This is a genomic window from Klebsiella huaxiensis (assembly GCF_003261575.2).
Taxonomy (GTDB): Bacteria; Pseudomonadota; Gammaproteobacteria; order Enterobacterales; family Enterobacteriaceae; genus Klebsiella; species Klebsiella huaxiensis.
This window is the reverse complement of sequence record NZ_CP036175.1, coordinates 4,978,214-4,991,031: the sequence shown is the minus strand read 5'-3', so window position 1 is coordinate 4,991,031 and position 12,818 is coordinate 4,978,214. Positions and strand designations below refer to the sequence as shown.

Genomic DNA, 12,818 nt, shown 5'->3' with positions numbered 1-12,818 from the left:
GAAGAATGGTTATGTTCTGTACTTATTACCCAAGGGGCAATTGTGAAACTGGATGAAATCGCCCGGCTGGCCGGTGTCTCGCGAACCACCGCTAGCTATGTGATTAACGGTAAAGCGAAGCAGTATCGCGTTAGCGATAAGACTGTTGAAAAGGTGATGGCGGTTGTTCGTGAGCACAATTATCACCCGAATGCGGTCGCTGCGGGCTTGCGTGCAGGACGCACGCGTTCCATTGGTCTGGTCATTCCAGATCTGGAAAATACCAGCTATACGCGCATCGCTAATTACCTGGAGCGTCAGGCGCGTCAGCGCGGCTATCAGTTATTGATTGCTTGTTCTGAGGATCAACCGGATAACGAAATGCGTTGTATTGAGCACCTGCTACAGCGTCAGGTTGATGCCATTATCGTTTCTACCTCGCTACCGCCTGAACATCCGTTCTATCAACGCTGGGCCAATGATTCCTTCCCGATTGTCGCCCTTGACCGGGCGCTCGATCGTGAACACTTTACTAGCGTTGTTGGTGCCGATCAGGACGATGCTGAAATGCTCGGCGCGGAATTACGTAAATTCCCTGCTGAGACGGTACTGTATCTTGGTGCGTTACCGGAGCTATCGGTGAGCTTCCTGCGCGAGCAGGGCTTCCGTACGGCATGGAAAGACGATCCGCGAGAGGTGAATTACCTCTACGCCAACAGCTATGAACGCGAAGCAGCGGCACAGCTATTCGAGAAGTGGCTGGAAACGCATCCGATGCCGCAGGCGCTGTTCACGACATCATTTCCGCTGTTGCAGGGGGTGATGGACGTGACGTTACGTCGGGAAGGGAAGCTGCCTTCTGAACTGGCTATTGCGACTTTTGGCGATAATGAGCTGCTGGATTTCCTCCAGTGTCCGGTGTTAGCCGTTGCTCAGCGCCATCGTGATGTTGCTGAACGCGTACTGGAGATTGTGCTCGCTAGCCTTGATGAACCGCGCAAACCAAAGCCGGGCTTGAGTCGCATCCGGCGCAATCTGTATCGTCGTGGTAGTTTGAACCGTCGTTAAACATATCGGCAGCATGCGGTTAGGATTATTCGTAGGTTGTTCGCCAGATGGATACTCGTCTGGCGATAATCCGAACAAATGATGTAAATATTTTTTGGCTGAATATCTTTCAGACAAATCCCTAAACTTCTTTACGTATTATTTTTGTTTTATTAGGACCCATTGCCTTTTTGTATCAAGTGCGTGCATGAAAAGCGCTTCAGGTTTTTATTCGTATTATTTTGTTACATTCATTTGGTTATTTGCTGAATTAACAATCATTTTATGCCCGTGCTCCCCCTCATTACTCTGTACCCCGCGGCAAACGTGCTTCTCTGACAACAACTGGTGCTGTTAACGGACATCAGAATGGCCTAAAATGCCGCTCGCGTCGCAAACTGACACTTTATATTTTCCCCGCGAAGATATTTTGCTGCTTTTAACTGTTACAAGTTTGTTGGTTGTTTTCTTGCCGATATTCATAACGTTAATTTGCTTCGTTTGTTGGGTGATTTTCCATCAGGGTGAATATCGGCTGTAAATAATGGGTTTTTGAGCTCTGTTAGCATCCGTGCTGGCTTGACAAGCTTTTCCTCCGCTCCGTAAACTCCTTCTTGTGGGAATTTGTGGGAATTTGTGGGTTAAAGTGGTGAAAAGGGGTGAGGCTGGCATGTTCCGAGGGGCAACGTTAGTCAATCTTGACAGCAAAGGCCGTCTGGCCGTACCGACGCGTTACCGCGACGGGCTGATCGAGGACGCTTCCGGTCAATTGGTTTGCACCATTGACATTCATCACCCATGCCTGCTGCTTTACCCCTTGCCCGAGTGGGAAATCATCGAGCAAAAATTGTCGCGTTTATCGAGCATGAATCCCACTGAGCGGCGCGTGCAGCGTTTGCTTCTGGGGCATGCCAGCGAATGTCAGATGGATAATGCCGGGCGACTATTGATTGCCCCGGTGCTGCGGCAACATGCCGGGCTGACAAAAGAAGTGATGCTGGTCGGGCAGTTCAATAAATTTGAGCTGTGGGATGAAACGACCTGGTATCAACGGGTCAAGGAAGATATCGACGCTGAGCAGTCCGCATCCGGGGAACTGTCGGAGCGCCTGCAGGACTTGTCTTTGTAAAATGATGGAAAATTTTAAACATACTACGGTACTTCTGGATGAAGCCGTCAACGGCCTGAATATTCGTCCGGATGGTATCTACATTGATGGAACCTTTGGTCGCGGTGGTCACTCGCGTCTGATTCTCTCCCAACTGGGAGCGGAGGGACGTCTGCTGGCAATCGATCGCGATCCACAGGCTATCGCCGTTGCGAAGACCATCGATGATCCGCGCTTCTCCATCATTCATGGTCCTTTCTCTGCGCTTGCTGATTATGTTAGCGAGCGCGAACTTACTGGCAAGATCGATGGGATTCTGCTCGATCTTGGAGTTTCCTCTCCGCAGCTTGATGATGCTGAACGCGGTTTTTCGTTTATGCGCGATGGCCCGCTGGATATGCGCATGGATCCAACTCGCGGTCAATCTGCCGCCGAGTGGCTACAAACTGCCGATGAAGCCGATATTGCCTGGGTGATTAAAACCTTTGGCGAGGAGCGTTTTGGTAAACGTATTGCCCGCGCCATTGTTGAGCGCAACCGTGTGGAGCCGATGACGCGAACTAAAGAGTTGGCGGAAGTTGTGACGGCCGCCACCCCGGTAAAGGACAAATTCAAACATCCCGCGACCCGTACCTTCCAGGCGGTGCGCATTTGGGTGAACAGTGAACTGGAGGAGATAGAGCAGGCGCTAAAAAGCTCGCTCAGCGTGCTGGCTCCGGGTGGGCGGCTCTCAATCATCAGTTTCCATTCGCTGGAAGACCGTATTGTGAAGCGCTTTATGCGTGAACAAAGCCGCGGTCCGCAGGTTCCGGCTGGATTACCGATGACCGAAGAGCAGCTCAAAAAACTGGGCGGCCGTGAGTTAAGAGCACTAGGCAAGTTGATGCCGGGTGAAGAAGAGGTAGCTGAAAATCCTCGTGCCCGTAGTTCAGTTCTGCGTATTGCAGAGAGGACGAACGCATGATCGGCAGAGTGACAGAAGCCCTAAGCAAGGTTAAAGGGTCGATTGGAAGCAACGAGCGCCATGCTTTGCCTGGCGTGATCGGAGACGACCTTCTGCGGTTTGGGAAGCTGCCACTCTGTCTGTTCATTTGCATCATTGTTACGGCGATTACGGTGGTGACAACGGCGCACCATACTCGCCTGTTAACGGCACAGCGTGAACAACTGGTTCTGGAACGTGACGCGCTGGATATTGAATGGCGCAACCTGATCCTTGAAGAGAACGCCTTGGGCGATCACAGTCGGGTTGAGCGGATCGCGACGGAGAAGTTGCAGATGCAACACGTTGATCCATCACAAGAAAATATCGTTGTACAGAAATAAGGATTATTGCGACGCATGAAAGCAGCGCCGAAAACGCCAAAAGCAAAACGTCAGGAAGAACAGGCCAACTTTGTCAGTTGGCGTTTTGCGTTGTTATGCGGCTGTATTCTGCTGGCGCTGGGCTTCCTGCTGGGCCGCGTGGCCTGGCTGCAGGTGATTAGTCCGGATATGCTGGTACGTCAGGGCGATATGCGCTCTCTGCGCGTACAGGAAGTTTCCACCGCGCGTGGGATGATTACCGACCGCTCTGGTCGCCCGCTGGCAGTGAGCGTGCCGGTAAAAGCGATTTGGGCTGACCCGAAAGAGCTACACGATGCTGGCGGTGTCACGCTGGATAATCGTTGGAAAGCGCTGGCCGATGCGTTGAATATGCCGCTGGATCAGCTGGCATCGCGTATTAATACCAACCCGCGAATGCGTTTCATCTATCTGGCGCGTCAGGTTAACCCTGATATGGCCGATTACATCCGCAAGCTGAAGCTACCGGGGATTCATTTGCGTGAAGAGTCGCGCCGTTACTACCCGTCAGGAGAAGTAACCGCTCACCTTATTGGCTTCACCAACGTGGATAGCCAGGGGATTGAGGGCGTCGAGAAGAGTTTCGATAAGTGGCTTACCGGCCAGCCTGGCGAACGTGTCGTGCGTAAAGACCGCTATGGCCGCGTGATTGAAGACATTTCTTCCACCGACAGCCAGGCGGCGCATAATCTTGCGCTGAGCATCGACGAACGCCTGCAGGCGCTGGTCTATCGTGAACTGAACAACGCGGTGGCCTTTAACAAAGCGGAGTCAGGTACTGCGGTTCTGGTCGATGTTAACACCGGCGAAGTGCTGGCGATGGCCAACAGCCCCTCTTACAACCCGAATAATTTCGCCGGTACCGCCAAAGATACGATGCGTAACCGCGCCATCACCGACGTGTTTGAACCTGGTTCAACGGTGAAGCCGATGGTAGTAATGACGGCGCTCCAGCGCGGTATCGTTAATGAAAATACCGTGCTGAATACCATTCCATACCGAATTAACGGCCACGAGATTAAAGACGTGGCGCGCTATAGCGAATTGACCCTGACCGGGGTACTACAGAAGTCGAGTAACGTCGGTGTTTCCAAGCTGGCGTTAGCGATGCCGTCCTCAGCGTTAGTAGATACTTACTCACGTTTTGGACTTGGAAAAGCGACCAATTTGGGGTTGGTCGGAGAACGCAGTGGCTTATATCCTCAAAAACAACGGTGGTCTGACATAGAGAGGGCCACCTTTTCTTTCGGCTATGGGCTAATGGTAACGCCGTTACAGTTAGCGCGAGTCTACGCAACGATTGGCAGCTATGGCATCTATCGCCCGCTGTCGATTACCAAAGTTGATCCACCGGTTCCGGGTGAGCGCGTTTTCCCGGAATCACTCGTTCGTACTGTTGTTCACATGATGGAAAGCGTGGCGCTGCCCGGCGGCGGCGGCGTGAAGGCGGCGATCAAAGGCTATCGCATCGCCATTAAAACCGGTACGGCGAAGAAAGTAGGACCGGATGGTCGCTACATCAACAAATATATTGCTTACACCGCAGGCGTTGCGCCCGCCAGCCATCCGCGTTTCGCGCTGGTGGTGGTGATCAACGACCCGCAGGCGGGTAAATACTACGGCGGCGCCGTTTCCGCGCCGGTCTTCGGTGCCATCATGGGCGGCGTACTGCGTACCATGAACATCGAGCCGGATGCGCTGGCAACGGCTGAGAAAAGTGAATTAGTCATTAATCAAGGCGAGGGAACAGGTGGCAGATCGTAATTTGCGCGACCTTCTCGCTCCGTGGGTGCCAAATGCGCCGGAGCGAATTCTGCGGGAAATGACGCTGGACAGCCGGGTGGCTGCTTCTGGCGATCTTTTTATCGCGGTTTTGGGTCATCAGGCGGACGGGCGTCGTTATATCCCGCAGGCGATAGCGCAAGGTGTTGCTGCCATTATTGCTGAGGCCAAAGATGAGGCTGATGACGGCGAAATCCGTGAGATGCACGGCGTGCCGGTCATTTACCTGAGCCAACTCAATGAGCGCTTATCCGCGCTGGCCGGGCGTTTTTACCATCAGCCTTCGGAACAGCTGCGCCTGGTTGGCGTTACCGGGACGAACGGCAAGACAACCACCACTCAACTGTTGGCGCAATGGGCGCAACTGCTTGGCGAAACCAGTGCGGTGATGGGTACGGTAGGCAATGGTCTGCTGGAGAACGTGATCCCAACAGAAAATACTACCGGTTCTGCGGTGGATGTGCAGCACGTACTCTCCGGCCTGGCAGGACAGGGGGCGACGTTTGCCGCGATGGAGGTTTCCTCCCATGGCCTGGTGCAGCATCGCGTTGCCGCGCTGAAGTTTTCCGCATCGGTCTTTACTAATCTGAGCCGCGATCACCTCGATTACCATGGCGACATGGAGCATTACGAAGCGGCGAAATGGCTGCTCTATTCAACACATCATTGCGGCCAGGCGATCGTCAACGCTGACGATGAAGTGGGCCGCCGCTGGCTGGCGAAGCTGCCGGATGCGGTTGCTGTTTCAATGGAAAACCATATTAATCCGAACTGCCGGGGCCGCTGGCTCAATGCAACCGCTGTGAATTATCACGATAGCGGCGCAACCATTCAGTTTGAATCCAACTGGGGCAACGGTGAGATCGAAAGCCGCCTGATGGGCGCGTTTAACGTCAGTAATCTGCTGTTGGCGCTGGCAACGCTGCTGGCGTTGGGGTATCCGCTGGCTGAACTGTTAAAAACCGCTTCTCGTCTGCAACCGGTTTGCGGGCGAATGGAGGTGTTCAGCGCGCCGGGTAAACCGACCGTCGTGGTTGATTACGCCCACACGCCTGATGCCCTGGAAAAAGCGCTGCAGGCGGCGCGTCTGCATTGTAACGGCAAGCTGTGGTGTGTGTTTGGCTGCGGCGGAGACCGCGACAAAGGCAAGCGTCCTCTGATGGGGGCCATCGCCGAAGAATTTGCCGATATCGTGGTTGTCACCGATGACAATCCTCGCACCGAAGAGCCGCGGGCGATTATTAACGATATCCTGGCCGGTATGCTCGATGCGGGTCGTGCCAAAGCGGTGGAAGGCCGTGCGGAAGCGGTCACCAACGCGGTAATGCAGGCAAAAGAAAACGATGTGGTGTTGGTGGCAGGTAAAGGCCATGAGGACTACCAGGTCGTCGGCAATCGCCGACTGGATTACTCTGACCGCCTCACCGTGGCGCGTCTGCTGGGAGCGGTAGCATGATTCGCTTGACTCTCAGCCAGCTTGCCGACGTGACGCGCGGTGAACTGCGCGGTAGCGATGTGGCGGTTGATGACATTACTTCAGATACCCGCAAGATCACAGCAGGCTGCCTGTTCGTGGCACTGAAAGGCGAGCGCTTTGATGCGCATGATTTTGCCGAGCAGGCAAAAGCCGCAGGTGCCGGCGCATTGTTAGTCAGTCATCAGCTGGCGTGTGATTTGCCGCAGGTGGTGGTGAAGGATACGCGTCTGGCCTTTGGTGAACTGGCCGCGTGGGTGCGCCAGCAGGTTCCGGCGCGAGTTGTTGCACTGACTGGTTCTTCCGGGAAAACCTCGGTCAAAGAGATGACCGCCGCGATTCTCAGCCAGTGTGGTAACACGCTGTATACCGCAGGCAATCTGAATAACGATATCGGCGTCCCGATGACGCTGCTGCGCCTGACCAAAGAACATGATTACGCGGTTATCGAATTAGGTGCTAATCACCAGGGCGAAATAGCCTGGACCGTCAGCCTGACGCGCCCTGAAGCCGCGTTAGTCAACAATCTTGCTGCCGCGCATCTTGAAGGTTTTGGTTCGCTGGAAGGTGTTGCCAAAGCCAAGGGCGAAATTTATACCGGTCTGCCGGTCAATGGCATTGCCATTATGAACGCCGATAACAATGACTGGCTGAACTGGCAAAGCGTGATTGGCGAACGTAAAACGTGGCGCTTTTCGCCGAATGCCGCTAATAGCGATTTTACGGCGACTAACGTTCATGTGACCTCGCACGGTACTGAATTTACCCTGCAAACCCCAACGGGCAGCGTTGATGTACTGCTGCCGTTGCCAGGGCGTCACAACATCGCTAATGCGCTGGCCGCCGCTGCGCTGTCAATGGCGGTTGGTGCAACTCATGAGGCGATTAAAGCCGGGTTGCGGGATCTGAAGGCGGTACCGGGGCGTCTGTTCCCGATCCAGCTGACCGACAGCCAACTCCTGCTGGACGATTCATACAACGCAAACGTCGGCTCGATGACCGCGGCGGTGCAGGTTTTATCTGAGATGCCGGGCTATCGGGTGCTGGTTGTCGGCGATATGGCCGAGCTCGGCGCAGAAAGCGAGACGTGCCATCGTCAGGTGGGCGAGGCGGCGAAAGCGGCTGGTCTCGATTGCGTGTTGAGCGTCGGAACGTTGAGTTCAGATATCAGCAGTGCCAGCGGTGTTGGCGAACATTTTAGCGAGAAGGCCGCGCTGTTAGCTCGTCTGCGCGAGCTTATTGCAGAACACAAAATTATGACCATTTTAGTGAAGGGTTCACGTAGTGCCGCCATGGAAGTGGTAGTACGCGCATTACAGGAGAACGGAACATGTTAGTATGGCTGGCCGAACATTTGGTCAAATATTATTCAGGCTTTAACGTCTTTTCCTACCTGACGTTTCGCGCCATTGTCAGCCTGCTGACCGCGCTGTTCATCTCTCTGTGGATGGGACCGCGCATGATCGCCCGTCTGCAAAAACTCTCTTTCGGCCAGGTTGTGCGCAACGATGGCCCGGAGTCACACTTTAGCAAGCGCGGTACTCCGACGATGGGCGGGATCATGATCCTGACCGCTATTGTTGTCTCCGTACTGCTGTGGGCCTATCCGTCCAACCCTTACGTCTGGTGCGTGCTGACCGTATTGATTGGCTACGGCATCATCGGCTTCGTTGACGACTACCGCAAAGTGGTGCGCAAGGATACCAAAGGCCTTATCGCCCGCTGGAAATACTTCTGGATGTCAGTGATTGCACTTGGCGTCGCCTTTGCGCTGTATATGGCGGGCAAAGATACGCCAGCGACTCAACTGGTGGTCCCATTCTTTAAAGACGTGATGCCGCAGTTGGGCCTGTTCTATATCCTGCTGGCCTATTTTGTCATCGTTGGTACGGGTAATGCGGTCAACCTGACCGATGGCCTTGATGGTCTGGCGATTATGCCGACCGTGTTTGTGGCGGCGGGCTTTGCGCTGGTGGCCTGGGCTAGCGGTAACATGAATTTTGCCAGCTATCTGCACATTCCTTATCTACGTCATGCGGGTGAATTGGTGATCGTCTGTACGGCGATTGTCGGTGCGGGTCTGGGCTTCTTGTGGTTTAACACTTACCCGGCACAGGTCTTTATGGGGGATGTTGGCTCGCTGGCCCTCGGCGGCGCGCTGGGCATCATCGCCGTGCTGCTGCGCCAGGAGTTCCTGCTGGTGATTATGGGCGGCGTTTTCGTCGTAGAAACGTTATCGGTGATTTTGCAGGTCGGCTCCTTCAAGCTGCGCGGACAGCGCATCTTCCGTATGGCGCCGATTCACCATCACTATGAATTGAAAGGCTGGCCAGAACCGCGCGTTATCGTGCGCTTCTGGATTATTTCGCTGATGCTGGTGCTGATTGGCCTGGCGACGCTGAAGGTACGTTAATCATGGCAGATTATCAGGGTAAAAAAGTCGTCATTATTGGGCTGGGTATGACCGGCCTGTCATGCGTGGACTTTTTCATGGCTCGTGGCGTCACGCCTCGGGTGATGGATACCCGCGTCGCGCCCGCTGGACTGGATAAACTGCCGGAAGCCGTTGAGCGCTATGTCGGTGGTCTGAACGATGACTGGCTGCTGACGGCCGATCTGATTGTCGCCAGCCCTGGTATTGCCCTGGCGCATCCTTCCCTGAGCGCGGCGGCTGATGCTGGTGTGGAAATTGTCGGCGATATTGAGCTGTTCTGCCGCGAAGCGCAGGCCCCGATTGTCGCTATCACCGGTTCTAACGGCAAAAGCACCGTAACTTCGCTGGTGGGTGATATGGCGAAAGCGGCGGGGCTGAACGTTGGCGTTGGGGGCAATATTGGCCTTCCGGCGCTGATGCTGCTGGATCCTGAACGCGAACTCTATGTTCTGGAACTCTCCAGCTTCCAGCTGGAAACAACCTCCAGCCTGCGCGCGGTCGCGGCGACCATTCTTAACGTCACCGAAGATCATATGGACCGGTACCCGCTGGGTCTTCAGCAGTATCGCGCTGCCAAACTGCGTATTTATGAAAATGCACAGGCCTGTATCGTCAATGCCGATGATGCCTTGACCATGCCGGTACGCGGCGCTGACGAGCGCTGCATCAGCTTCGGCGTTGACGTTGGCGACTATCACCTGAACCGCCAGCAGGGAGAAACCTGGCTGCGCGTCAAAGGCGAGAAAGTGCTTAACGTCAAAGAGATGAAGATTAGCGGCCAGCACAACTACAGTAACGCTCTGGCGGCGCTGGCGCTGGCGGATGCCGCAGGCCTGCCGCGCGCCAGCAGCCTGCAAGCGCTGACGACCTTTACCGGCCTGGCGCACCGTTTTCAGCAGGTGCTGGAGCATAACGGCGTGCGTTGGATCAATGATTCCAAGGCAACCAACGTTGGTAGCACCGAAGCCGCGCTCAACGGACTCCATCTTGAGGGGACGCTGTATCTGCTGCTGGGCGGCGATGGGAAATCGGCTGATTTCACACCGTTAAGTCGCTACCTGACCGGCGACAATATCCGTCTGTACTGCTTTGGCCGCGATGGTGCACAGCTGGCAGCGCTTCGACCGGATGTTGCAGTACAAACTGAAACCATGGAACAAGCGATGCGCGAGATAGCGCCACAGGTTGTTCCCGGCGATATGGTGCTGCTGTCGCCTGCATGTGCCAGCCTGGACCAGTTTAAGAGTTTTGAACAACGCGGCGATATCTTTGCTCGTCTGGCGAAGGAGCTAGGCTGATGCGTTTATCACTCCCGCGCCTGAAAATGCCACGGCTGAGACTGCCGGGAATGTTTATTTTCACCTGGCTGTTCGCTGCGATGAAAGGCTGGGTGATGGGGTCGCGACAGAAAGATAGCGATAGCCTGGTGATGTATGACCGGATGCTGCTGTGGTTGACCTTTGGCCTGGCCGCTATCGGTTTCATCATGGTGACCTCGGCTTCAATGCCGGTGGGGCAGCGCCTGGCTAACGATCCGTTTTTGTTCGCCAAGCGTGATGGTTTATACATTTTGCTGGCGTTAGGGCTGGCGATGGTGACGCTGCGCCTGCCGATGGAGTTCTGGCAGCGCCATAGTACCGCGATGCTGATTGCTTCTATCGTGATGCTGCTGATCGTTCTTGTCGCCGGTAGCTCGGTTAACGGGGCATCGCGCTGGATTGCGCTGGGGCCGCTGCGTATTCAGCCTGCTGAGTTTACCAAGCTGTCGCTGTTCTGTTATATCGCCAACTACCTGGTGCGTAAAGGCGATGAAGTGCGTAACAACCTCCGCGGCTTCCTGAAGCCAATGGGCGTGATTTTCGTGCTGGCGATTTTGCTGCTGGCACAGCCTGACCTCGGTACCGTCGTTGTGCTGTTTGTGACCACTCTGGCTATGCTGTTCCTGGCGGGAGCCAAGCTGTGGCAGTTTATCGCGATTATCGGGATGGGGATTTCGGCAGTTGTGCTGCTGATTCTCGCCGAACCGTATCGTATTCGCCGCGTAACCTCTTTCTGGAACCCGTGGGAAGATCCGTTCGGTAGCGGCTACCAGCTAACCCAGTCGCTGATGGCCTTTGGTCGTGGCGAAATGTGGGGGCAGGGCCTGGGTAACTCGGTACAGAAACTGGAATATTTGCCCGAGGCTCATACCGATTTCATCTTCGCCATTATCGGCGAGGAACTCGGTTATATCGGTGTGGTACTTGCGCTTTTAATGGTATTCTTCGTCGCTTTTCGCGCCATGTCCATTGGTCGCAAAGCGCTTGAGATTGATCACCGTTTCTCTGGTTTTCTGGCCTGTGCCATTGGGATCTGGTTTAGCTTCCAGGCGCTGGTTAACGTCGGCGCGGCGGCAGGTATGCTGCCAACCAAAGGTTTGACGCTACCGCTGATTAGTTACGGTGGTTCCAGTTTGCTTATTATGTCGACGGCCATCATGTTGCTGTTACGAGTTGATTACGAAACGCGTCTGGAAAAAGCCCAGGCGTTTACACGGGGTGTTCGATGAGCGGTCAGGAAAAGCGGTTAATGGTGATGGCGGGCGGTACCGGCGGGCATGTGTTCCCCGGGCTGGCGGTTGCGCACCATTTAATAGACCAGGGCTGGCAGGTTCGCTGGCTGGGCACCGCGGATCGTATGGAAGCGGACTTAGTGCCGAAAAACGGCATTGAGATTGATTTCATCCAGATTTCCGGCCTGCGTGGCAAGGGGTTGAAGGCGCAGCTGTTGGCGCCGGTCCGTATTTTCAACGCCTGGCGTCAGGCGCGGGCGATCATGCAGCGTTTTCAGCCGGATGTGGTGTTGGGGATGGGCGGATATGTTTCCGGTCCCGGCGGTCTGGCGGCCTGGTCGCTGGGTATTCCAGTCGTACTGCATGAGCAAAATGGGATCGCTGGCCTGACCAACAAGTGGCTGGCAAAAATTGCTAAAAAGGTGATGCAGGCGTTTCCTGGTGCTTTTCCGGATGCCGATGTTGTTGGTAACCCGGTTCGTACCGATGTCCTCGCGCTGCCGTTGCCAGAACAACGCTTAGCCGGGCGTCAGGGACCCATTCGCGTATTAGTCGTGGGGGGCTCGCAGGGCGCGCGAGTGCTTAACCAGACGATGCCGCAGGTGGCGGGGAAGCTGGGTTCTTCTGTCACCATCTGGCACCAGAGCGGTAAAGGTGGACAGGAAACCGTGCAGCAGGCTTATACCGATGCCGGGCAGCCGCAGCACAAAGTGACCGAATTTATTGACGACATGGCGGCGGCTTATGCCTGGGCCGATGTTGTTGTGTGCCGTTCCGGGGCGCTGACGGTGAGCGAAATTGCCGCCGCTGGTTTACCGGCGCTATTTGTGCCTTTTCAGCACAAAGACAGGCAGCAGTACTGGAATGCACTACCGCTGGAGAAAGCGGGCGCAGCGAAGATTCTCGAACAACCGCAGTTTACCGTGGATGCCGTCGCGCAAGTCCTGGCCGGTTGGGATCGCGAAACGCTGCTGGATATGGCGGAGCGAGCGCGTAGAGCCTCGATTCCGGACGCTACTGAGCGGGTAGCAGAAGAAGTCAGCGCCGCAGCACTGGCGCGCTAATCGCGGTGATAATCACCGTCCGAATAAAGAAGTTG

Annotated in this window: 11 protein-coding genes; all 11 read left to right on the top strand. The window is 55.3% G+C overall.

The features are described 5' to 3' along the window. Positions 1-42: 42 nt before the first annotated feature. The 11 genes from cra (at position 43) to murG (ending at position 12,783) form a co-directional block, all read left to right on the top strand. Entirely contained in the window at positions 43-1,047 is a 1,005-nt protein-coding gene (gene cra / locus DA718_RS23830) for a catabolite repressor/activator (RefSeq protein WP_112215532.1), read from the top strand. 649 nt (positions 1,048-1,696) lie between these two features. Continuing rightward, positions 1,697-2,155 (top strand): division/cell wall cluster transcriptional repressor MraZ, encoded by a 459-nt coding sequence (gene mraZ, locus DA718_RS23825; protein ID WP_110272565.1) that lies wholly within the window; start codon positions 1,697-1,699, stop codon positions 2,153-2,155. Position 2,156: 1 nt separating this feature from the next. Beyond that, entirely contained in the window at positions 2,157-3,098 is a 942-nt protein-coding gene (gene rsmH / locus DA718_RS23820; protein WP_112215531.1) for a 16S rRNA (cytosine(1402)-N(4))-methyltransferase RsmH, read from the top strand. Then, positions 3,095-3,460 carry a cell division protein FtsL gene (gene ftsL, locus DA718_RS23815; RefSeq protein ID WP_110272563.1) on the top strand — a complete coding sequence of 122 codons (366 nt, stop codon included), beginning with the start codon at positions 3,095-3,097 and terminating at the stop codon, positions 3,458-3,460. The genes rsmH and ftsL overlap by 4 nt, the downstream gene beginning before the upstream one ends. Positions 3,461-3,475: 15 nt before the next feature. Then, positions 3,476-5,242, top strand: coding sequence for a peptidoglycan glycosyltransferase FtsI (locus tag DA718_RS23810; protein ID WP_112215530.1), 1,767 nt, complete (start codon positions 3,476-3,478; stop codon positions 5,240-5,242). Continuing rightward, positions 5,229-6,716: a UDP-N-acetylmuramoyl-L-alanyl-D-glutamate--2,6-diaminopimelate ligase gene (murE, locus tag DA718_RS23805; RefSeq protein WP_112215529.1), complete on the top strand. Its 1,488-nt coding sequence runs from the start codon at positions 5,229-5,231 to the stop codon at positions 6,714-6,716. Before DA718_RS23810 ends, murE begins: the two co-directional genes overlap by 14 nt. Then, a complete protein-coding gene (murF, locus tag DA718_RS23800; RefSeq protein WP_112215528.1) occupies positions 6,713-8,071 on the top strand; it encodes a UDP-N-acetylmuramoyl-tripeptide--D-alanyl-D-alanine ligase in 1,359 nt (452 codons plus the stop codon). The genes murE and murF overlap by 4 nt, the downstream gene beginning before the upstream one ends. Further along, positions 8,065-9,147, top strand: a complete 1,083-nt coding sequence (gene mraY / locus DA718_RS23795; RefSeq protein WP_110272559.1) for a phospho-N-acetylmuramoyl-pentapeptide-transferase — start codon at positions 8,065-8,067, stop codon at positions 9,145-9,147. The genes murF and mraY overlap by 7 nt, the downstream gene beginning before the upstream one ends. A 2-nt stretch (positions 9,148-9,149) precedes the next feature. Then, positions 9,150-10,466, top strand: coding sequence for a UDP-N-acetylmuramoyl-L-alanine--D-glutamate ligase (gene murD, locus DA718_RS23790; protein WP_112215527.1), 1,317 nt, complete (start codon positions 9,150-9,152; stop codon positions 10,464-10,466). Then, entirely contained in the window at positions 10,466-11,716 is a 1,251-nt protein-coding gene (gene ftsW / locus DA718_RS23785) for a cell division protein FtsW (protein ID WP_112215526.1), read from the top strand. Before murD ends, ftsW begins: the two co-directional genes overlap by 1 nt. Beyond that, complete coding sequence (gene murG, locus DA718_RS23780) at positions 11,713-12,783, top strand: undecaprenyldiphospho-muramoylpentapeptide beta-N-acetylglucosaminyltransferase (RefSeq protein ID WP_112215525.1); 1,071 nt, start codon at positions 11,713-11,715, stop codon at positions 12,781-12,783. The genes ftsW and murG overlap by 4 nt, the downstream gene beginning before the upstream one ends. Positions 12,784-12,818: the final 35 nt, after the last annotated feature.

Coding starts and splice junctions, on each gene's coding strand:
- mraZ (WP_110272565.1), top strand. CDS start 1,697: ATGTTCCGAGGGGCAACGTTAGTCAATCTTGACAGCAAAGGCCGTCTG.
- rsmH (WP_112215531.1), top strand. CDS start 2,157: ATGATGGAAAATTTTAAACATACTACGGTACTTCTGGATGAAGCCGTC.
- ftsL (WP_110272563.1), top strand. CDS start 3,095: ATGATCGGCAGAGTGACAGAAGCCCTAAGCAAGGTTAAAGGGTCGATT.
- DA718_RS23810 (WP_112215530.1), top strand. CDS start 3,476: ATGAAAGCAGCGCCGAAAACGCCAAAAGCAAAACGTCAGGAAGAACAG.
- murF (WP_112215528.1), top strand. CDS start 6,713: ATGATTCGCTTGACTCTCAGCCAGCTTGCCGACGTGACGCGCGGTGAA.
- mraY (WP_110272559.1), top strand. CDS start 8,065: ATGTTAGTATGGCTGGCCGAACATTTGGTCAAATATTATTCAGGCTTT.
- murD (WP_112215527.1), top strand. CDS start 9,150: ATGGCAGATTATCAGGGTAAAAAAGTCGTCATTATTGGGCTGGGTATG.
- ftsW (WP_112215526.1), top strand. CDS start 10,466: ATGCGTTTATCACTCCCGCGCCTGAAAATGCCACGGCTGAGACTGCCG.
- murG (WP_112215525.1), top strand. CDS start 11,713: ATGAGCGGTCAGGAAAAGCGGTTAATGGTGATGGCGGGCGGTACCGGC.